Here is a 21,174-nt window from a genome sequence, read left to right on the forward strand (position 1 = left end):
GACGCGGATCCAGCGGCTGCTGCGGTCGTCGGCGCGCTCGCCGCGCTGCCAGTGGAAGCGCACGCGGATCTCGCCGGCGGGGCTGGCGTGGTGTTCGGCGTTGCCATCCGCCTGGGACTGGCCGTCAGGACCGACGACGATCGCGCTATGCACCCCCAGCGGACTGGACCGGCTGTAAAGACGCGGACAATCGACGTCGAGTACGCAGGCACGCCAGGGACGTCGGGCGTCGATGGCGCGGAAGATAGCCGCGTAGCCCTGTTCGCGTGCTGCCGTCTGCAGCGCTTGCGAGGGAGCCAGGCGCACGGGCTCGTGATCCGGCAGCACGCCCAGCAGGCCGGGCGTTGCCTCTGCAGCGTCCGGTGCGGCCGGGGGTGTGTCGAAACACAAGGCCGCCTCGAGCGGCCCCATGCGATCCGCCAGTGCGGCACGCGTGTCGGCCGCCAGGTTGTTGATGCCGCAGTGCTCCACCGCATCTAGCAGCAGCGGATACCCTGCCGCATCGTCTTCCGGCAGCGGCAGGTGCGGGCAGCCAGTGACAGTCAGGCGCATGCCGCTGCGCAGCGTGCGCACGGATGCCCGGCCGGTGAACAGCAGTGCGCGGGCCTCGACGGCTTCGATCACCTGCTCGGCAACACGCTGCGCGCTCGCGGCGTCCGGCGCCAACGACAGGCTGACGGACAGGTACGGATCCGGGCTGACCGCCCGCCCCGCATTGCCAACATAACGTGCCGGCGCGTGGCCGCGGATCGCACGCTTGGCCTCTGGGTCCCATGCCGTCACGGCCACGCCGCCCACAGTCGCGCGGGTCTCGCACGCCAGCTGCTGGATGGCATCGGCCGATTCCTGGCTGTGCGCGCGATGGAAGCGGATGCCGCCACCTGCCGCGGATTCTTCGTCTTCCGGCAATTGCGCGCTGTCGGCAAAGATCACCACGGCATGCCCGCTGGGCGCTTCCTCATCTTCCACGACGGTATAGCCCAGGCCGGCCTCGGCCAGCAGGCGCGACAGGAAGTGGTAGTCGGTCTCGCGGAACTGCGCGACGTGGGCACGCTCGCCGATGGCGGCGATGCGCGCCTCGGCGCCGGCCGCGTAGCGCCAGTGCGCGTGCGGCGCATAGGGCTGCAGCACGGTCTCGATGATGCTGTCGAGCTTGCGGTTCTGGAACACCTGGCTGTTGCGCTGCTGCGTGGTCAGCCACAGCCACGGCACCACGGTCAGGCGATAACGCGCCAGGCTGCCGTCGGCGCCGAGCTTCTCGGCCTGCCGGACCAGGCCGGTGCGGCGCGACTGGCCGCCGCCGGCGAGCGTGGTCAGCAGCGTGACACGTTGGCCAAGCAGGCTGTCCAGTGCGACATCGGCGTTGGCACTGACCGCGACGATGCGCGACTCGGCCAGCGCGGATACGCCGTCGCGGCCGATCCAGGCCTCGACGGCGAGTTCGCCCAGCGCGCCTTCACCTTCCAGCGCATACAGGCGGTGCGCCGCGCTGAAAAGATGTTGGTAAAGAGTGGTTACATCCATTCGCTGTCCGTTCGTGCAGCCGCAACTGCTTCAGGGGCCGACATGCCCGCGGGTCTACCGTTGCCGGTGCCCGCCTTGATTGCAAGCACGGTGTGGCGCATGCCGGGCCGCCACACCGATTCTCTGTAATGCGAACGAACCCGTCGCGGAGATCAGTTGCGCGCCTTGGTGGTAGAGCGCGTGCTCGCCGTCGCCGTGCTGATCGGCTTGCCCTCGGGTTGGGACAGTAGCGCCGCCAGGACTTCGGCGTCTGGGTCAGCCGTTGTGGCGGAGGATTTGCGACGGGTTGTTTTCGACTTGGCCGAGGTGTTGGCCTTGGCGACGGTCTTCTTGTCCTTGCTGTTCGCAGCGGTACTGGCGGTGCCCTTTTCCACCGGCGTCGTCGTCTTCGACGTTGCAGTCTTTTTGGTATTTTTGCTGACTTCAGCGGTCTTGGGCCTGGTCCCGGCTGGCTGGGTACCGAGGGATGTCAGCGCGGCCAGCGTGGTCGCGCCCGCGACGGCACCTGCGGCAACCGCTGCGCCTTCGACCTTGCCGAGCCGATCCAGCGCAGGGTCACTGTTATCGGCATCGACGATGGTTGCGGCCTGCGGCTGGGAATTCTCGGCAACTGATTGGGCGGACTCCGCCAACGCGGCGGAAGTGACCGGCGCCGATGCGGGCGCATTGTCGACCAGCGTCTGCCCGCCGGGCGCAGCTACGCCGGCGGCAGGCTGGGCCGGGACTGCCGGATTGCCCGCCTGGATCGATACGGGCGCATCGGCGCCCGGGTCCAGCCACAGCCAGCCGGCCACAGCCGTCGCGGCAACAGCGACCAGGCCCGCTCCCAGGTAGCGCCCAGTTGGCTTCCTGGCCGGAGCCTTGGCCGCCATCGGCACGCGGCCTTCCAGGCTGGCCAGGATGCGGGTCTGCCCGGCGGCGTCGGCGTCAGGCTCGCTGCCGAAGAGCGTTGGTGGCGCTGACGGCTTCACATCGTCGCTATTGCTCATCTGTCATCAAGAAATTTGAAATAAAATGCGCGGCGGACGCTACCGGCCGGATTTACAATTACCGGCCCGTTGTGTCATATATGGCAGATTCGATCATTTTGGCCTTAGACTCCCGGATTCTACGGCTGGGATCGTTGAAAGACAAACCCGATACGGGGGACATCACCCCGGATTGAGATCAAATCGAATACAGATGTAAAAAATACTGAATATGCTCGGCTCCCTTGCGGAGGCTTCGCCGCCGGGGCGCAGCCCAGCCCGGTCAAGCAGGTAAGCATGGTCTTTGTCGCACTGGTCCTCTATTTCGTGTTGATGGTCGCCGCTGCTGCCGTGCTGCTTCTTCCCGCAGTACGGCAGCGCTGCTTTGCGATGGCGCGCTCGCAGTGGCGCCGCCTGAGCACCGGTGCGGCATCGGCGGGTTCGCAATCGGCCAGTTCGATCCGCCACTCCGTGGGCAGCGCCACCACGACACTGGTTTCAGTCCGTGACTTCCTGGCCAAGCGCCGCGCGCTGGTGCTGGCTGCCGCGGGGGTGGTGACTTTGCCTCCGGTGCTGGCGCTGGCGTTGCGTCACCGGCAGGTCTTCCAGTTCGAGGACGATGACGGTGTGCGCGAACCGGATCCGCAGATCGCCGCACTGCTCAATGGCGAGCGGCTGGTGCCGCCGCCACCGCTGCCGCCAGAGGTGTTCACCACACGCGAAGTGGAGCTGATCCGCCCGGCGATCCGCGAGGCCAGCCGGGATTGGGAGCAGCTGGATGCCGAATTCAGGCAGCGGCTGCTGCTGGTCTACAAGATCATGCGCGACGAGCACGGCTATGAAATGGCGCTGCTGGAGGGCTACCGCAGCCCGGAACGGCAGGCCAAGCTGGCGGCGATGGGCAGCCACGTGACGCAGGCCGGCGCCTACCACAGCTACCACCAGTTCGGGCTGGCCGCGGACAGTGCCTTCTACCGCGACGGCAAGCTGGTGATCAGCGAGAAGGACCCGTGGGCCATGCGCGGCTACGAGCTGTATGGCCGCGCCGCCGAGTCAGCCGGCCTGGTCTGGGGCGGCCGCTGGAAGATGATGGATCTCGGGCACGTCGAGCTGCGTCGTCCGGGTGTGCTGGGCAAGCGGCCGGCACAGCAATAGCGGCACGCTCGTCCCGCATGGCGGGGCTGGCAGGAACATGGATACAGGACCGGCAGCGGTTGGCCGGCGCAATTTGGGGAGAGCGTAGTGGCACGTCCTTTCATTCTGCTGGGCGACAAGACCGACCACGGCGGCGTGGTGATCACCGCCTCGGGCAACACCAGCACCAACGGCAAGGGCATTGCGTGCGTAGGGGATCGTGTCACCTGCCCTCGCTCAGGCCATGGCGGCACCACCGTCATCGTCACCGGCGACCCCAACGTGATCATCGACGGCCGTGCCGCCGCGCGGCACGGCGACAAGACCGCTTGTGGCGCAACCTTGCTGTCCAGCCAGGGCGTGACCGGCAGCGCATGACGTCCCGGCAACGAACGGCCGTTTCAAACGCCCTTCCGCCGCTTCTCGACACGAAACCATGTTTCCAAGACTGATCAAGTCCACGCTGATCCTGTTCGCGGTGTTCGCCGTGGTGTGGGTCGCGACCATTGCCTGGTGGCAGTCGATCAACCGCATGCCGACCACCACGGATATCGTCACGCACCTGGCGCTGATGCCGGCGGGCATGGTGGCCGCCTACCTGGTCATCAAGCGGGCCCTGGACGGGATCCGTACCAATGTCGCGGGCGCCAGCCAAACACCCGCCACTGCGGCGCCCGGAGAAGCCGGCAATGCCATGGAGGGGGCGCAGGCGGAGCCCAACGATCCCACCCGCACGTGGCGTGCGGCGCTGCTTGCCACCGCCGTGCGCACGCCCGCCGGCAACGCACCCGATGCGCTGGCGGAGGCCGCCAAGGCCGGCAACCGGCCCGGCCTGGTTGCGCTGGATGGCTTGCCCGCGCCTGTCTTTGCTGCCCAGGTCGAGTCACTCGATATCGAAAGCCTGCGCACGGAATTCATCGCGCGCACGCCTGATCTGGTCTGGGACGACGAGGCCCTGCGCGCACTCGCGCTGGCGGCCGAGGTCACCGACGAGCTGGCCATGCAGGCGGCCGTCTACGCGCCAGCCGGCCACGACCAGGCCGTGCCGGACAGCACCGCGCCGCTGGTGGCCACCCTGCTGCTGCCGCGTGGCTGGCCGGAACCGCGCCAGGCCGCGGCAGGCGACTGGTTGCGCGAGCGCTTGTCCCAATACTGGCCAGCCGCGCGACTCACGCTCGAAGCCACGGCCGCGCGCGGCGACGGCGATGCCCTGCTGCTGCTGGATCGCGCCACCCAGGCCGTCAACCGCCCGGTCGACGGCCAGCCGGCGCTACGCATGCTGGTGGCCGCCGATTCCCTGATCGGCGCCAATGCCGTCGAAGCGCTGGAACAGGAAGACCAGCTCTTCAGTGCGCGCTGCCCGCATGGCCGGACCCCGGGCGAGGCCGCCGCCGGCGTGCTGCTGGGCGCGCACCACTCTGCCGCCGGCGCGGCCACGACCGGCACGGACGAGGATGCCGACGCCGAAGCCGACAGCGCACCGATTCTCGTTACGCGCACGGCAATGGCCCGCCTGGAAGCGCCTACGGCAGACCGCGGCCAGCCCCGGCTCGAGGCACTGGCCCAGGCTGTCACCCAGGCGCTCGAGACCATTGCCGGCAAGGCCGAAGCCGTGCCCCAGGATGCAGCAGACACCGCGCCGCAGTCCGAAGAAGCTCCGGCGGCCGTGGCAACCATCGTCACAGACACCGGCGTCCACCCGGTGCGCACGGTCGAGATCGCCCAGGTCGTCAGCACCCGTTTCCCCACACTGGACCCCGTTGCCGACCTGCTGGCGCTTGGCCTGCCGTGCGGCTACGCCGGCGCCGCCAGTGCGCTGCTGCCAGTGGTCGTAGCCCATCAGCTGGCGCTCGACGGCGGCCGGCCCGTGCTGGCACTGAGCGCCGGCGACGCGCAGCAGCGTGGCGCCGTCGCAATCCTGCCGGCGTGATCCATCGCCTGACCTGAACCGCGCCCCCGAATCCCGTATTGCTCCCGAGCCAAAGGCAACATGCATCGCATCCTTAACTTCCTGACCCACACACGCACGCTGTCGGTATTCGGCGTGGTCGTGCTGACCGTCTTCCTGTTGCTGATGGCGCAGACTTTAGAAATCGGGCTGGCCTGGGTCGCCATCGTCCTGGGTGTGTTGTTGCTGGCCTGGCTGGCCACCTACCTGTGGAAGCGTTGGCGCGCGCGCCGGGCCAGCGGCAAGCTCGAAGGCATCCTCGAGCAGCAGGCCGACATGGCCGCCAAGGCCGCGCCACCCGACAAACGCGACGAAGTAGAGGCGCTGCGCACGCGCCTCGCCAGCGCCGTGAAGACCATCAAGACCTCCAAGCTGGGCCAGATGTCGGGTAGCGAGGCGCTCTACGAGCTGCCCTGGTACATCGTGATCGGCAACCCGGCGGCGGGCAAGAGCACGGCCGTGCTGAACTCCGGCCTGCAGTTTCCGTTCGCGGACAAGAACAGCGCCGTGATCCACGGCATTGGCGGCACGCGCAACTGCGACTGGTTCTTCACCACCGAAGGCATCCTGCTCGATACCGCGGGCCGCTATGCCGTGCATGAGGAAGACCGGCGCGAATGGCTGGGCTTCCTGGACCTGCTCAAGCGCTACCGGCCCAAGGCGCCGATCAACGGCATCGTGGTCACGGTCAGCATTCCGGAACTGACGCAGAACCGGCCCGAGTTCGCCATCAACCTGGCCAAGAACCTGCGCCAGCGCGTGCAGGAACTGACCGAGCGGCTCGAAGTATTCGCGCCGGTCTACGTGATGTTCACCAAGGCCGACCTGATCACCGGCTTTACCGAATTCTTCGGCGACAACGAGAAGCAGGAGCGCGACCGCGTCTGGGGCGCCACCCTGCCCTTCGCACCCGAAGAGCGCCGCGACGTCGCCTCAGTATTCGACCAGCGCTTCGACGAACTGTGCGACGGCCTGAAGGAGATCAGCGTGGCGCAGATCGCGCAGCACCGCAACGGCAAGCTGTCGCCGGGGCTGCTGAGCTTTCCGCTGGAGTTTGCCTCGGTCAAGCCCACGCTGCGGGCCTTCCTGGTCACGCTGTTCGACGAGAACCCGTTCCAGTACAAACCCGTGTTCCGCGGCTTCTACTTCACCAGCGCGGTGCAGGAGGCCAGCACCACCAGCGTCTCGGCCGAGCGCATCGCGCGCCGTTTCGGGCTGAAGCTGGAAGGCGTGGCCGGCAACCGCGAGGTGTTCTCGAAGAACGGCTTCTTCCTGCGCGACCTGTTCTCGAAGGTGATCTTCGCCGACCGCCGCACCGTGCGCCAGTTCGCCAGCCCCGCCAAGACGCGGCTGCGCTTTGCCACGTTCTTCGGGCTGGTGCTGGTGCTGGGCCTGCTGCTGGGCGGCTGGACCTGGTCGTTCCTCGGCAACCGGCAGCTGACCGCCAACGTGCAGGCGGACCTGGACAAGATCGTCAAGATGCAGCAGAACCGTGTCGACCTGCAGGCGCGGCTGGAAGCGCTGGACATCCTGCAGGACCGCATCGAGCAGCTGGAACGCTTCCGCGCCGACCATCCGCTGGCGCTGTCGCTGGGCCTGTACCAGGGCGACACGCTGCAGCACAAGCTGCTGGACGAGTACTACAACGGCCTGCGCCAGGTGATGCTGAAACCGGTCGGTGGCGCCATCGAGACCTTCCTGGCTGAAGTCAACGCCCATCCCGAGCAGCTTGCGCCGATGGTGCGGCCGCCGGAAACCGGCGCAGTGGCCGCAACGTCGCTGGCGTCGGCAGCACCGGCTTCCGCACCCGCTGCCACCGCCACCACCGCCGCGACAACCGCCGCCGCGCCCGCCGCTGGCAAGCGCTACACCGACGCCTCCCCCACCAACGTGGAAGACGCGTACAACGCGCTCAAGACCTACCTGATGCTGGCCGACAAGCGCCACGTCGAGGTCGCGCACCTGACTGACCAGATGACCCGCTTCTGGCGCGGCTGGCTCGAAGACAACCGCGGCAACATGTCGCGCGAGCAGCTGATCCGTTCGGCGGAGCGCAACCTGTCGTTCTTCCTGGCCCGCGTCAACGACGACAACTGGCCGCTGCTCGAAGGCAACCTGTCGCTGATCGACCAGTCCCGCGAGAACCTGCGCCGCGTGGTTCGCGGTATGCCAGCGCGCGAGCGCGCCTACGCCGAGATCAAGGCCCGCGCCTCCACCCGCTTTGCCCCGATGACCGTGGCCCGCATCGTCGGCGACACCGGCGCCTCCGTGGTCGCCGGCAGCTACGCCGTGCCCGGCACCTTCACGCGCGAGGCCTGGCTCGGCTACGTGCAGCCCGCTATCCGCGAGGCCGCGAGCAAGGAACTGCAGAGCAAGGACTGGGTGCTCAACGTCGCCGCGCGCGACGACCTGACCCTGGAAGGCAGCCCCGAGCAGATCCAGAAGACGCTGGTCACGATGTACAAGACCGAGTACGCACGGGAATGGCAGCGCTTCATGCAGGGGGTGACGATCCAGGACTTCGGCAGCTTCGAGCAGGCCGTGGCCAGCATGAACCTGCTGGGCGATCCGGCCAACTCGCCGATCCGCAAGGTGCTGGACACCGCTTATGAGCAGACCTCGTGGGACAACCCGTCGCTGCTCAATGCCGGCCTGAAGCAGGCCAAGTCCGGCATGCTCGACTGGTTCAAGCGCCTGATCTCGCGCGGCACGCCCTCGCAAGTCAGCGTCAATGTCGATGTCAGCGGCGCCAATACCGCGGCGGGCACCATTCCGATGGGCCCGGTCGGCAAGGAGTTCTCCGGCCTGGCGCGCATCGTCGTCATGCATGACAACAACTCGATGCTGCGCGGTTATATGGAGTCGCTGTCGAAGGTCCGCACGCGTTTCAACCAGCTCAAGAACCAGGGCGATCCCGGCCCCGGCGCGCGCCAGCTGATGCAGCAGACGCTGGACGGCAATGGCTCGGAGCTGGCCGATGCGCTGAAGTATGTCGACGAGCAGATGATGACCGGTCTCACCGACAGCCAGCGCCAGGCGCTGCGGCCGCTGCTGGTGCGCCCGCTGCTGCAGTCTTACGCCGTGGTGATCCGCCCGGCCAGCGTCGAGATCAACAAGGTCTGGAACGCACAGGTGTACCAGCCGTTCAGCCAGACCCTGGCGACCAAGTATCCGTTCGCATCGGATGCCAAGATCGAAGCCAGCGCGGCCGAGATCGGCCAGATCTTCGGGCCTGAGGGCGCCATCGCCAAGTTCACCACCGCCACCATCGGCCCGCTGTCGGTGCGCCGCGGCGACATGCTGGCCGCGCGCACCTGGGGCGACCTGGGCCTGACGCTGGCGCCGGAGTTCACCACCAACTTCACGCGCTGGGTGGCGCCGCTGACGGGCGGTGCCGCGGGCGGTGGTGGCGGCGCCACGGCCGCGGCGGCGCAGCAGACCGTGTTCCAGATCCTGCCGACGCCCGCGACAGGCACCACCGAGTACACCATCGAGATCGACGGGCAGCAGCTGCGCTATCGCAATACGCCGGCGCAGTGGGCCAACTTTGTCTGGCCTAACCCGCAGGGTTCGCCGGGCGCGAAGATCACGGCAACGACCTTCGACGGCCGCTCCGTCGAGCTGCTCAACGAGCCCGGCCGCTTCGGCCTGGAGCGCCTGATTGCGACCGCTGCACGCAAGCGCCGCCCCGATGGCGCCTTCGACCTGACCTGGAGCCGCGACAGCATCGCGGTCAGCGTGGCATTGCGCATCATCAGCAGCCCGCAGACCGCGGGCAACGCCAGCGCATCCGACTCTCCGCAGAGCCAGGGCCTGCGCGGCCTGCGCCTGCCAACCGCGATCGCCGACGCCAATGCGCCGCTCAATACCGCGACGCCGCCGGCCGCTTCACCGTCGACTTCGCCCGCGGCAGCGCCGTCCGCCCCGCCTGTCCCGAACCCGCAGGCCAGCACGCCGGGCAGCGCGCAGGCCTCGGCCCAAGTCAACCAAGGAGGTACGGCGCAATGAGCCAGCCGACCCAACTGCAGCTGTCCTATTTCGGCAAGCTCCCGTCCCGGGGCGACTTCGTCAAGAGTGCCAATAACACCCAGCTGCTCGATACGCTGGACCGCTGGCTTGCGCAAGGCATGGAACTACTGGCCGAAGACCCGGCCTGGAAGGCTTGCTATGACGCGTGGAAGCCGATGCACTTCGCCTTCCTGGGCTCGCAAAGCAAGCTCGCCATCGCGGGTGTGCTGATGGCCAGCAGCGACCTGTCGTCGCGGCGCTTCCCGTTCCTGACGGCAGCGGCGATGGAGGTGGAGCGTCCCCTGCAATTCATCGCCCGCAGCCCGCTGGCGCTGGCCCGCCTGTGGACGCGCGCCGGGCAGCAGATGCATGCGCTCGCACAGGCCCCCGATGCCACCGAAGGCCTGCAGCAGCTGGCCCAGTCCCAACTGGGCGTGGAAACCGGTGCCGGCGCGCAGACCCACGACGCCAGCTTTGCCGACTTCATCGACTTCCAGACCGTGGCCGGCCTGGAGCACATGCTGGCCGGCCAGGGCCAGCATGTACGGTTGCGCCGCACGCTGCTGGCGCTCGGCATCCTGCTGCAGCCGCTGATGTCGTCCGGCTCCTCGCACCTGGAAAAAGGCCTGACCCTGCCGCTGCCCGCCGACCCGCTCTATCGCAGCCTGGTTGCGAGCTTCTGGCTGGAACTGGTATCGCGCTTCCTGCACCGGGCGGATTTCGAACTGTCGATCTTCCTCGGGCAGATCGGCGGCAACGAGCGCCTGGTGATCGGCTTCAACGGCGCCTCGTCCCGCACGCTGCACGGCGTGATCTCGCCGCTGGCCTATGCCGAGCAGAACATCAATATCGATGACCCGGAATGGGTCGAGCAACACGTCAACGGAGACTACGGCATGGCCAAGTTCGTCAGCTACATGGACCAGCCGCAGCTGTCGCTGCGCCTGGCGCTCGACACCTTCCGTGAAGTCTTTGCCGGGGAATAAGCATGGGTGTCAATGCAGTACGCAACCGGATGGCCCACTTCAAGGCTGCCTCCGCCGCCGTTGGAACACGCACGCCCGCACTGGCGGCGGGCTTGCTGGCCGCGTTGGTCATGCTGCCCGGCCATGCCGCGCCCGGCGATCCCGGTACCACCGCCACGCCTGCCGCGTCGGCGGCCGCCCCTTCAGGCCGCGTCGTCGCAGGCGGCGCGGTCCCTGACGAAGCCACCAAGGCCAGTGTGCTGGCGCGCCTGCGCGAGCTGTATGGCAGCGCCAACGTGGTGGACCAGATCGAAGTCGGCAACGTCGTCTCGCCCCCGAACTGGTCGGCCAATGTGCAGAAGATCCTCTCGCCGCAAATCAAGCAGGTCAGTCGCGGCCAGCTGAGCATCGATGGCACGCAGGTATCCGTGCACGGCGACGTGCGCAACGAGGCCCAGCGCCAGCAGATCGCCAGCGACATGGCCACCGGCCTGGGCCAGAGCTATACGGTGAAGAACGGCCTGCGCGTGCCGGCCTCCGAACAGAACCTGCTTGACCAGACCCTGGCCAACCGGATCATCGAATTCGAAACGGGCGCCGCCACGCTGACGCCCAAGGGCCGCGCCATCCTCGATGAAATGGCCGCGGTGCTGCCGCGCCTGAGCGCGCGCAAGATCGAGATTGTAGGCCACACCGACAACTCCGGCAGCCGCGCGCTGAACCTGACGCTAAGCCAGGCACGCGCGGAGACGGTGAAGAACTACCTGATCGGCAAGGGCGGCGAGCCCGGCATGCTGACGGCGGTGGGTGTGGGTCCGGACCAGCCGGTGGCGCCTAATGACAAAGAGGAAGGACGGGCGAAGAACCGGCGGATCGAGTTCCGGGCGGGGCAGTAATCCGGCATTGCTGTGCGTCACGCCGGCGCATCGATACTGCCGGCGTGGCCTGGAATTACGCGTCGTGATCAGCCGAAGGATCCGAGGTAACGCCGAGCAGCTCCTCGATCTGCGACAGCGTGGCATCGTCCTTGACCACCGTGCGCAGCCACGCGTGCAGCGGCATGTCGCCCCACTTGGCAGCGCGCGCCGCCAGGTAAGCCACCGGGCTGTGCGGCTCCGTACGTCGGAAAAAATCCGCGACCTCGCGCAATTGGGCCAGCGCCTGGGCACGCGTGCGAATCGGGCCGGAGTGCACGGCGTCGGCAGCGCCGGCCGGCACGCTTGCATGTCCGCTCTGCGCCGGCGAGGACGATGCGTGGTTCGCCGCTGCGCCGGCGAGCCGTTCCACTGGTTTGCCGACAAAGCGCTCCACCAGCATACGCACCGCCTCCAGCGCCTCTCGCGCCTGCCGGAAGCTGGGCGCATGCTCGCCGGCCCGCTCGTCCAGCACATCGCCGAGGTGCTTCAGCGCCGCTTCGCAGGACACCAGGTCCGCATGCAGTGCCGTATAGAATGCCGCAGGCGTCTTCTTGCGCGCCGCCTCGAATTGCTCCTGGCGGGTCTTGCCCTGTGCCAGTTCGTCCGCCTGCTCCGGATCGCGACGAATCGCTTCCGCGAGGTGCGTCGCTACCTCCCAGTCGACGTAGGTATATTCACCCGCCGATTCATCGACCAGTGGAATCTCGCGAATCAACTGGCTCGACCGCCCCGCCAGCCACGTCACGCTGCCGGTACGGTAATCGACATCATCGGCTTCCATCACCGGATGCAGGTGATCCCAGTATTGGCCACAAAGCTCGGCCGTCAGCTGGTAGCCGTCGCGCAGCCCGGCAAAACCCCTCTCCTTTGACAGCGCCTCCGTCAACCACACCGCCAGGCGGAGATCCTTGGTCCGATCCTGCAGCAGCGAGGTGGCTATTCCGATCACCTCGCGCCAGTCTGCCTCCTTGATATCCGTCACCCAATCGCCCTGGTCCAACGAAGGATCGTCAGCGCGGCGCGCCTCCTGGATGCGGTCGAATTCGGCGGAAAACAGCAGGTCTTCGCCGCAGGGCTGGTCGCCAGGAAGCGGAGCAAGCAGGCGGTCGAATTGGAGGGATGCCATGGTGGTCAGTCAGCCTTGGGAACAAGAGGTAAGTGTACCGTTGGAGGTGCGGTAAGGCCATGGGCGTGGTGCCCAGAGCAGGCATTTGCGACGTACACTCTGCTGGATTCAATATTCCGCCTTGTGCGGTCCAGATCCGCAAAATCACCATTGCCGATGGTCCGCGCTTCCGCCAATGAAAAGTCTGCTTAGAAACCTGTTACTACATGCCACGCTGGTCCTGATCGTTTTACTCATTCCCGTGGCAGTGTATGAACTAGTCTCGCAATCCAGGTTTAGAAATGTGGAACTGTTGGCGTTTGGCGGCGTCGTGACCTACCCCGCATACATTGGACTGTGGATCCGGAAGCTTCGAAGTGAGCGGGCCAGGTTCATTCTGCTTCATTTGCTGCTGGTACTGGTGAGTGCATTCGTTGCGCTTATCGTTGGCGGAAACCAGCCTTCACTGGCCAGGATCGTGACTCCAGCAGCCGTGGCAGCCGCAACGCTGCCCGTTGCAGCTATTGCAGCGCTGCGCGGCGATCGGTGGCTCGCGGTTATGAGCCTGGGCAGTGCCGCCATATCGTTGCCTGTCGGCGCCATCCTATCGTGGGTCATATTCGTCAGTGCGGCGCTGTCCGGTATGCGCGGGGGCATGTAGCTGCTCTGCCGCTGATGACTTGTGCCGATCGGATCAAGCAGCGGCTAAGCCGCTCCCCGCACTCGGCATCGCGTTCCCGAGCCATCTTTACAGCCTGTTCGCGGTGTGCCAGCTACTCCTCGTCTTCATCAGGCCGCCGCTCTTGGCGTTACCGGCATAGGGCTTATCGCGCCATCGCGTCGTTGAGACCTTCGGCGGTTCCCCAGCGCATCATGAAGTCCACCTCATCGGCCTTAGCCAGCTTGCCCTTGGCGCGATACACCATTGCAGTCATCACAGCGCCTGCCTGCACGGGCCTCTCCTCTGGCTCTCCAATGCCAGAATCGCTCTCCCAAACCTTCGGGAATCGCGGCCAATAGCAAGTGGATTGCGCCAGAAACATGTACAGGGGCAGATAGAATGACACTTCCATCTCCAACCTGCATTGTGCTGCGCTTGGCATGCCGCAATAAGTGCTGTAGGCAGGTGGCAGATAGCGCGGCACCTGTCTGAACGACGTCGGGGCATTGGGTGGTATCACATCGATCGAAGGGCCTTCTTCCATATATTGGCGAATGTACTCCCACAGGCCTGCGACTCCTTCCGGGTAGTACGCGCTTGTCGCCGATTCGACAAAAATGACGTCCTCGCCTTCGGCTGCACCATCGTCTGCATTGAATGGCGGGTGGTAAAGAACCAGTGGCTGTGCCTGCTTGTAGCGGACTATTTTTGGCTCCATGCGCGCGGGGAAAGGCTTCAGCACGGCCTCTAGTCGATCCCATGCGAACACCTTGTCGCCGCCACAATAGCCGGGGCGTAATACGTAAACCTGGCGAGTCTTGCGGTTGAACCGGACACGCCCGCGCAACGGGCTGAAGAATGCTGTACGCGCACCCAGGCCAACGAACATCATGCAGACGAGAAACACGAAACCAGCCACAAACAACAACATGACCGTCCAGCCGCCGATCACCAACGGAAGCATCGCCGATTCATAGGGTTCGCTCCAGCCGAGGAAAAACACCCTACCAAACAGCAGAGGGTGAAGGGCTAGGCCATACCAAATCCAAAGCGTGAACAAACAACCAAGTAGTACCAGCAGCGCCCAGGACGTCACCATGCTTTGCACGCCGAAACCAGGGTTGGCGAGTTCCAGGTAAGCATCGTTCTGCGCATAGATGCAACGGCCAGGGACGAACACGCCCTCTGCAGCGCCGCTTTCATTGACGCGCCAACGACGCTGCCCGTTGATGTTCAATAGTCCCCGGCTTTCTGCGACGGATCGGCGCTTGGCGCGTGCGTATTCGTATTCACGACCGAACATAAAAATCCTTAAAAGTCCTTTCCTGCTTATCCGCCCTGCAATTCGGCTTGGGCATTCGCCAGTTGCTGCAAGGTGTCCTTTAAATTATCGTGAATAGGTGCTTTACGGTCCCTGTTGCGCAATTTGTTCAACGGATTGTCCTGCAGCCAGTTTACCCACGGCTCATCGCTCAGTGCCCAAATGGCAATGATGGCGACCACAGCAATCACAGCACCAATCAATCCGAATACTGCAGCTGCGGCCGCCCAACCAGCCGATATGCCGGCTGCCGCGCCGCCAGTCATAAGCGCCACGATACTTGCTCCGGACCCCGCTATGGTGAAAAGGGTTCCGACAGCACTGACAATTTGCGCCAACATCAACCCATATTCCTGCCGCTGCGCCGACTTGATTGCATCCATAGAGTCCAGAACCATGGAGATTACCGCGGCGGGAGCTAAGAACTTGAATGCCGTTACACGCAGGGATTTGAGATGCCGTAGTTGCAGGCCCTCGAACGTACTACGCATTCCTGGCGCCGTGAACAAGTCGTGAGCCTTGACACTCTTATAGATCGTTTCCTCATATGCCTTGGCCCGCCAATCCATGACGCTGCCAATGCCTTGCAAGATGCCACCGACCATGTCGGTCCCGCTTCGAGCATCCAATTTTGCGCCAAACTGAACCCCTTTGATGATACCTTGTGCAACGTCCAACACACCCGCCAGCGCCGAGGCGCGTACGTTGGGAACCGCCTTTGCGGCGTTCGCCGAAAGTCCTCTTCGGACTCGCACCGTTGCGGCGTTGGTCGCATTCCTTAACCGATCCTGGTCTGCGCGCGCCAACTGTACTGCGTAACGATCCGCAGTGCTGCCTACCGTCGCGACTGCGGTCAGCGAAAGAAGGCGCGTTAGTGCCGCTTCGGCCCGCGCCACAGGCATCCCCTGCACGGTCTGCACCATCTTCACACTCATCAGGCTGGCCACATGCGCCGGCCACGCCAACTTCTGCAGTCTGTCGCTCTGACTGATAGACGGAAACTCATCAAGGAAGGCTAAAGCCTTATCACCAAGCGCAACACGTGCTCCAAAAGGCTTGAGCAGGTTGGCTACCTTATCCGCCAGCGGGGTGGTCGGGTCGACGGCCGGGAGCGTTGCACCACTCTCGTCCATGATCGCTTGCATAGCGGCCTTCAACTTGGCATTCCCGCGCGTTAACACCAAAGACAACGGCTTTCCATCGACCAGCTGTGCGTTCTTGATCCATGCGTGGCCGGCCCGGTTGCTCTCCGTCCCCGCAAGCGCTTGGGCGAGTTGCTTTGATAGGGAAGCACCGCCGCCAGGAGAACCGATCCGGTCATCAGTTCCACTGTAGCAATTTGCAGCTGTAAGCAACGCCTGGCTGTTTAACCAAGCGACTTGGTCCTGACCGAGCTTGGATCGACGCTGCGCGTCCAGATCAACTTGCCGGCGCTGCTCCTCAAGGATCTCCTTCCCCTTAGCCTCGTCATAGTACTTGGCGAATTCTTCTTCTCCGGCAGCTGCTGCGCGCGCCCGATCGCGTGCCAACTGTTCCTCGCGTCGACGCAACATCATTTCCTGTTGTTGCCGCCGCGTTGCTTCGTCAGGATAGATCATCGGCGGCATACGCCGAATGACCTCCATGCGTTGTTTGATATCGGCCTCGGTGCGAGCCACGGTACCGTCCTTAATTAACTTTCGGAGGCTCTGGGCTGCGACTGCGGTCTGGCACACCCACTCATTATTGATGCTCTCGTGGAGGCCATTCGCGCTCCTAGCCTGCCAGGCGGTGTACGCCACTTGAGCTTCGGCCTGTAAATGCCCGAGCTCCTGTGTAATCCCGAGCGGGTCTTCGCAAGCAACGACCGCTCCTTTCCCAGACATCAGCATTTCACGCGTGGCCAGTAGCCGGGTCGCATGTGCTAAGCCATAGGTTGGCTGCTTGACGGTCATGGCCACGGTTTCCGTCGCTCCGGTATTGACGGAGTCGATCGAATAGACGGGCATCTCCACGTCTTCCAGATAGTCGCCCCAGCCTCGCTCTTTTGCATTGCTGCCCATCAGCCCGTACAGCAGCGGTTCGCACGCATCGCGGACTTCTAGTTTGTTGGAAAACGCTCCGTAGTCCAGCATATCCGCGTACAACTTCTCTGGCTCCGCAGTGTCCTTCTGCGCATGGTTACCTGAGAACCAGCCCTTTGCGTCGAAGCTCTGCATGTAAGTATCAAGCTTCGGCTCTACCTCGCGCTTGAGGTGCCTGGGATCCAGTAGATCCGGATGAAACATGTACCAGACTCTCGTGACCTCGCTTGGCTTGTCGATCCAGACCAAACTATTGTTTGCCTGGCGTGGCCCGCGGGCGCATGCGATTTTTACCCTCGCCGTGGCGGGTAGCATGACGTCGAACTTGTTCAGAAATCCTTGTGGATGTACGGCATAGCCCTCCCATTCCTTGCCGCCTGCTCGATCTATGCACAAATACAAGTAGCCCGCACGCAGCATCCGCAAATTGTAGACGGCGGTATCCAGCTTAATGCCTCCCGGTCTAGCTTGCAGCTGACCCTTTGGCGTATAGCGACGCAACAGATCCATCGCGGAAGTCTGCGAATGGTAGGCGACACCATACCGACCAAACAGGACCGGCAACCCTGTACGAGAGCAATTGGAACACGGCGTCTTGCAAGGCTGACTAGCGCTCATGGGGTAATCCTCTCCAGTACTGACTCACGAAGCAGACCGCCAAACGATGCTTGAGGGTCCGCCTCCATCCGCTGCAGGATTGCCGCCAGGTTTTCACGCAGTTCTGGTTGATCCCAATTCAGCGGCGCGGATCCTGTGCGAGCCTGCCAGCTCTCTTTCACAAAGACCTCAAGGTTCTTGCCAGTCAGACCCACAGCGATTCCTTGCGCCAGCATGCGATTCATCGTCGGTCCATCCGGTTGCAGCGCTACGTCGACCCCATCGGCTGCCAGCGACTGCCATACCTTCCCTGCGATAGGGGTCGCATCGGCCCAAGACCATTGCCGGTCATCGAGCAGGTGGCTAGAGCACATGGCGTATTCAGCCGACGCCGTGTGCGGCCTGACGATTTTTTGCCACGCCGGCACAGCGATTACTGGCGGGATCCCGTCTATCAGTTCATCGGGCTCCCATGGCTCCCACGGCTGCACCAATGACCACCAAGTGTCGATCGGCCCCATCCAAGCGGTTTGTTGCGCCGTGGAAAGGTGATTCCAGACACGCTGCATAACGCGCGGATCGTGATAGCGGAACAGACGCGCGGCCTCTTCCTTGCGCCGCATCTGGAAACCCAGCCTGAGCAAATGCGCTGCGGTGGCATGGCCAGAAACGCGGCTCAGTAGCAAACCACAGAACGGCTGCGGAACCATCCGCTGCCTCGCGGCGAACCAAGCCATTGCCAGCTGGCTCGTCAGCCAGTGCTGTGCCTTGGCTTCGGCGAGTGAGTCGGGCACTTCGCACTGCATGGTTCGCGGCACAGGAACCAGGCACGGCGCGCTATTTTCTCTACCTTCGAAAAATGGATCGGGCACAGCAACCCTGGCATCTGCATGCTCCGGGAAGTCAACCTCGAGAGCTTCGGCCGTGGGATTGTCTAGCCAGCTGTCGAGCAAGAACCACGCAATCGGTGCCTCACTGCTGTCATCGTTCGCTCGTGCTTCGCAATGTCCGGCGAATGCGCGTACCAGGGCAAGCGTCTGCAAGTACAACGAGGTTCCAGGCTGTGCGAGGTCGGATTGCATGAGTACTGGGTTGGTAACCGGTAGTGTTTTTTGATCAGCGTGCACGCAATTATCGAGAAACTGAAGCCAAGCCAAGATTAGCGGCCTCACCTTCCTGGATATCACATCCCTTCATTGTCCCCTTCGGCAATCCCGCCTGCGCCCCACCACCCCCCGGCCCCACAAACAAATGCTGCGCCCCCTTAAACGTAGTCGTCCCCGGCGCATGCACCTCAATCGTGTTCCCAAGCACCCGGATCTGCGCCCCAGCCGCATTCAACAGCACGTGCTCCTTCGCTTGCACATTGACCGCTCCCTGGGACGAGGACACCGTCACCAGCTTTTCGGCGGCAATGCGTCCCTGCCCCTGCAAGCTGGCAACACCCACCTTCCCGCTCGCCGCATGCATGGCAATCCCCGCTGCGGACTTACCCCCAGCCTTCCCATGCGTAAACAGACTCAGCCCATCCGCCACCGCCACCGAAAAATTCCCCCCCGCGGCCACATTGGCATCCTTTTGCGCCGCCACCGTCAGCTGCGTACCCGCGACCAGCACCGCATCGGCGGGCGTGGTTGCGGCAATGCCCTTGGGTGCTGACACCTGCAGGTGGGGCTCGTTATAGGCAGTGGCGCTGGCCTTGCCATCGGGCCCTGTTTCCGTATGGCGCAGCACTTCGGTGGTGTGCCTCAACTGGGCGATGGCCGGGAGTTCGGCTGGAGGCGGTTCGTCCGGCAAATCTGCCTTCTGCTTGCGCGCGACATCGGCCAGTGAGGTCAGCAGTTCGGTGCTGGCTTGCACCTGCGTTGCAGCGCCCTCGCTGTCGAGCAAGGGCACGCTTGTGCCGGCGCCGTGCGCGGTCAGCAGCATGCCAGCGCCGCCTCGCAAGGCGCCGCTGTCTGCCGTTTCCAGCGCGGCGCCGTGGCCCAGGGCTGACTGGCGAGCGTTGTCGCGTTGTTCAAGGTGGTGGCCCAGCGTCAGGGCCGAGGCCGCTTGCGTGGTGGATAGCAGGGTGCGGCTTTGTCCCGAGGTATCGTCGAAGACGAGCTGGTTGTAACCGCCGGTGCCGTCCTGGCTGTGGCCAAGGGCCTGGGTCTTGATGCCGGACAGCACCGCATTATGGGCGTGGCCTTGCTGGCCGTCCGGGTTGCCGTTGCCGTCCTGTTTGCCATCGGCGGTCTCGTTGCTGCCGGCGAACCACGCTGGTGCGTTGCCGGTAGCGTTGGCAGCGCCAGTCTGGTTCTGGTTGTACTGGGCGCTGGCCTGGCCGCGGCCGTTGTAGGCGGCGCCGATCACGACCGGGCGGTCGATGTCGCCGTGCTGGAATTCCACGACCACTTCCTGGCCGACACGCGGCAGTGCCACGCCGCCCCAGTTCGCGCCAGCAACCGGGGTCGCTACGCGCACCCAGGTGCCCAAACCGGCTTCGGCGCGGGCGTCGTCGTCGCCCGCGGGATGAGCCAGCCGGCTGGCCGAGCGGTCGCCGCGTTGCCAGTGGAACTGGACCTTTACCCGATGGTCGCGGTCGGTATGCACGGGACCGCCGGTGCCGATGACGATGGCGGTCTGTGCGCCGGTGACGGTGGGTCGCGGGTGTAGTTGCCGGCCTTGTCCGTCAAGCTGCTGCGGGCGGTATGGAAGCTTTGCCGGCACTACCGTAAATTGGTTGCGGTAGAACGGCACGTCCGCGGCGGCCGACGTACTTTCGGCTGGCGCCGCAGCAGGCTGGCCTGTCCCGAGCAATTGATCGATGACGCCGCGGAAGCGCTCGTTCAGGTTGTTGCGGGCCGCATGCGCCACCGCCAGGACGACAAAGCGGCGCTCGTCGTCTCCTTGCACGCGCTCGTAGTCGTAATGGCCGGTCAGCATGAAGCGGCTGGCGGGCGCCAGCGTGCGTACGCTGCCCTCGCCAGAGAACGACAGGCGTCGGACTTCCAGCGCCTCCACCAGTTGCCGTGCATGGCGCTGCGCCTGGTCGCCGTCTTCGAACCAGTATTGGCCGGGATAGTCGGTGTCCTGCAGGGCCGGGGCAGCGGAATTGCCCTCGGCCGGCGCACCGGCTTCGGCGCTGCGCACCGCCTTGGCGCGATAGTCCCAGCTGGCGACGGCCACGGCATTGGTCTGCAGCCTGCGCGAGCCTTGCCAGCGGTCGATCACGTCTTCGGCAGCGGTGGCATCGGCGCGGCCGAAGCGGATGCTGTCCTGTTCGTTGTCCTGGAAGACATCGTTCGCATCGGCAATCACCATGCGGTGCGTGCCGAGTGCCTCGCCGTCGGCGGCTTCATGTTCAAAGTAGTAGAACAAGCCTTCTTCGGCGAGCAGGCGCGTCACGAAATCGAAGTCGCTCTCTTCATACTGCGTGACGATGCTGCGGCGCGGATAGGCCGAGGCGTCGCGCAGCGCCCAGCGCCACGCCGGCACCAGCTTGCCCTGGCCGTTGTAGTCGCCGAACACGCTGTCCACCACGTCGACCACCGACATGTCCTGGAACAGGAAGCTGTCGCGGCGGTGGCGCAGGAAGGCCAGCCAGGGTTCCACCACCATCCGATAGCGCGCCAGCCCACCATTGGCGCCCACGCGCTCGAAGCGCGTGACGTGGCCATGGAAGGGCCGCAGCGTGGTGCGGCTGCGCTGGGTCAGCAGGTCGATGCGCACGGCCTGGCCCAGCAGGCTTTGCGCCTCGATGCCGGCGTTATCCGACACCGCCGTCAGTTCGATGCGGAACCCGCCGCCGTCCAGCTGCTCTGCCGCCTGCAGCTGCTCCGGCATCAGCGCGTCTTGCCCAAGGGGCGTCTGCAGGCGCAGCAAGCGGTTGGCCTGCGAGAAAGCGGCGCCAAGCAGTTTGGCCAGGTCGGTCGCTGAAACCATGAATTACTCCCGCGATGTCACGAGTCTGCGCATGCC

14 protein-coding genes are annotated in these 21,174 nt (G+C 65.0%); 7 read left to right on the forward strand and 7 right to left on the reverse strand.

The features are described from left to right. Both MKD38_RS12465 and MKD38_RS12470 read right to left on the reverse strand, forming a co-directional pair. Nucleotides 1-1,524, reverse strand: a 1,524-nt coding sequence (locus tag MKD38_RS12465) for a type VI secretion system Vgr family protein (RefSeq protein WP_252677214.1), incomplete at its 3' end; no start/stop codon positions are given. 152 nt (nt 1,525-1,676) lie between these two features. Beyond that, a complete protein-coding gene (locus MKD38_RS12470) occupies nt 1,677-2,513 on the reverse strand; it encodes a hypothetical protein (protein ID WP_252677216.1) in 837 nt (278 codons plus the stop codon). 276 nt (nt 2,514-2,789) lie between these two features. Between MKD38_RS12470 and MKD38_RS12475 the strand changes: the two genes are divergently transcribed. From MKD38_RS12475 to MKD38_RS12500, 6 genes are all read left to right on the forward strand, one after another. Next, a complete protein-coding gene (locus tag MKD38_RS12475) occupies nt 2,790-3,647 on the forward strand; it encodes a M15 family metallopeptidase (RefSeq protein ID WP_252677218.1) in 858 nt (285 codons plus the stop codon). A gap of 87 nt (nt 3,648-3,734) precedes the next feature. After that, nucleotides 3,735-4,004: a PAAR domain-containing protein gene (locus MKD38_RS12480; RefSeq protein WP_018007548.1), complete on the forward strand. Its 270-nt coding sequence runs from the start codon at nt 3,735-3,737 to the stop codon at nt 4,002-4,004. A gap of 58 nt (nt 4,005-4,062) precedes the next feature. Further along, the gene (locus MKD38_RS12485; protein WP_252677220.1) at nt 4,063-5,556 is read left to right on the forward strand and encodes a hypothetical protein; all 1,494 of its coding nucleotides are present in this window, start codon (nt 4,063-4,065) and stop codon (nt 5,554-5,556) included. A gap of 60 nt (nt 5,557-5,616) precedes the next feature. After that, complete coding sequence (gene tssM / locus MKD38_RS12490; protein WP_252677222.1) at nt 5,617-9,582, forward strand: type VI secretion system membrane subunit TssM; 3,966 nt, start codon at nt 5,617-5,619, stop codon at nt 9,580-9,582. Continuing rightward, entirely contained in the window at nt 9,579-10,568 is a 990-nt protein-coding gene (gene tagF / locus MKD38_RS12495) for a type VI secretion system-associated protein TagF (protein WP_252677224.1), read from the forward strand. The genes tssM and tagF overlap by 4 nt, the downstream gene beginning before the upstream one ends. Before the next feature lie 2 nt (nt 10,569-10,570). Continuing rightward, on the forward strand, nt 10,571-11,443 hold the full coding sequence (locus MKD38_RS12500) for an OmpA family protein (RefSeq protein WP_252677226.1): 873 nt from the start codon (nt 10,571-10,573) through the stop codon (nt 11,441-11,443). A 55-nt stretch (nt 11,444-11,498) separates the two neighbouring features. Here MKD38_RS12500 and tssA read toward each other — a convergent pair whose 3' ends face one another. Beyond that, complete coding sequence (gene tssA / locus MKD38_RS12505) at nt 11,499-12,590, reverse strand: type VI secretion system protein TssA (protein ID WP_252677227.1); 1,092 nt, start codon at nt 12,588-12,590, stop codon at nt 11,499-11,501. Nucleotides 12,591-12,765: 175 nt separating this feature from the next. On the opposite strand from tssA, the gene MKD38_RS12510 reads away from it, so the two are divergent. Further along, nucleotides 12,766-13,230, forward strand: a complete 465-nt coding sequence (locus MKD38_RS12510; protein WP_252677228.1) for a hypothetical protein — start codon at nt 12,766-12,768, stop codon at nt 13,228-13,230. Between the two features lie 163 nt (nt 13,231-13,393). On the opposite strand, the gene MKD38_RS12515 is transcribed toward MKD38_RS12510, so the two are convergent. Genes MKD38_RS12515 through MKD38_RS12530 form a run of 4 tightly spaced genes read right to left on the reverse strand, consistent with a single transcriptional unit; the run spans nt 13,394 to nt 21,138 of the window. Continuing rightward, nucleotides 13,394-14,533 (reverse strand): DUF6708 domain-containing protein, encoded by a 1,140-nt coding sequence (locus MKD38_RS12515; RefSeq protein WP_252677229.1) that lies wholly within the window; start codon nt 14,531-14,533, stop codon nt 13,394-13,396. A 26-nt stretch (nt 14,534-14,559) separates the two neighbouring features. After that, nucleotides 14,560-17,232 (reverse strand): T6SS effector BTH_I2691 family protein, encoded by a 2,673-nt coding sequence (locus tag MKD38_RS12520; protein ID WP_305882519.1) that lies wholly within the window; start codon nt 17,230-17,232, stop codon nt 14,560-14,562. After that, a complete protein-coding gene (locus tag MKD38_RS12525) occupies nt 17,229-18,293 on the reverse strand; it encodes a DUF4123 domain-containing protein (protein ID WP_252677231.1) in 1,065 nt (354 codons plus the stop codon). Before MKD38_RS12525 ends, MKD38_RS12520 begins: the two co-directional genes overlap by 4 nt. Nucleotides 18,294-18,342: 49 nt before the next feature. Further along, nucleotides 18,343-21,138 (reverse strand): type VI secretion system Vgr family protein, encoded by a 2,796-nt coding sequence (locus tag MKD38_RS12530; protein ID WP_252677233.1) that lies wholly within the window; start codon nt 21,136-21,138, stop codon nt 18,343-18,345. Between the last annotated feature and the right edge of the window lie 36 nt (nt 21,139-21,174).

The organism is Cupriavidus sp. WGlv3, assembly GCF_023952475.1.
In the GTDB taxonomy this organism is placed as follows: Bacteria; Pseudomonadota; Gammaproteobacteria; order Burkholderiales; family Burkholderiaceae; genus Cupriavidus; species Cupriavidus phytorum.

Excerpts from the sequence above, each read along its gene's own strand:
- MKD38_RS12470 (WP_252677216.1), bottom strand. The coding sequence starts at position 2,513 with ATGAGCAATAGCGACGATGTGAAGCCGTCAGCGCCACCAACGCTCTTC.
- MKD38_RS12530 (WP_252677233.1), bottom strand. The coding sequence starts at position 21,138 with ATGGTTTCAGCGACCGACCTGGCCAAACTGCTTGGCGCCGCTTTCTCG.
- MKD38_RS12515 (WP_252677229.1), bottom strand. The coding sequence starts at position 14,533 with ATGTTCGGTCGTGAATACGAATACGCACGCGCCAAGCGCCGATCCGTC.
- MKD38_RS12510 (WP_252677228.1), top strand. The coding sequence starts at position 12,766 with ATGAAAAGTCTGCTTAGAAACCTGTTACTACATGCCACGCTGGTCCTG.
- tssM (WP_252677222.1), top strand. The coding sequence starts at position 5,617 with ATGCATCGCATCCTTAACTTCCTGACCCACACACGCACGCTGTCGGTA.
- MKD38_RS12520 (WP_305882519.1), bottom strand. The coding sequence starts at position 17,232 with ATGAGCGCTAGTCAGCCTTGCAAGACGCCGTGTTCCAATTGCTCTCGT.
- MKD38_RS12475 (WP_252677218.1), top strand. The coding sequence starts at position 2,790 with ATGGTCTTTGTCGCACTGGTCCTCTATTTCGTGTTGATGGTCGCCGCT.
- MKD38_RS12500 (WP_252677226.1), top strand. The coding sequence starts at position 10,571 with ATGGGTGTCAATGCAGTACGCAACCGGATGGCCCACTTCAAGGCTGCC.
- MKD38_RS12485 (WP_252677220.1), top strand. The coding sequence starts at position 4,063 with ATGTTTCCAAGACTGATCAAGTCCACGCTGATCCTGTTCGCGGTGTTC.
- tssA (WP_252677227.1), bottom strand. The coding sequence starts at position 12,590 with ATGGCATCCCTCCAATTCGACCGCCTGCTTGCTCCGCTTCCTGGCGAC.
- tagF (WP_252677224.1), top strand. The coding sequence starts at position 9,579 with ATGAGCCAGCCGACCCAACTGCAGCTGTCCTATTTCGGCAAGCTCCCG.
- MKD38_RS12525 (WP_252677231.1), bottom strand. The coding sequence starts at position 18,293 with ATGCAATCCGACCTCGCACAGCCTGGAACCTCGTTGTACTTGCAGACG.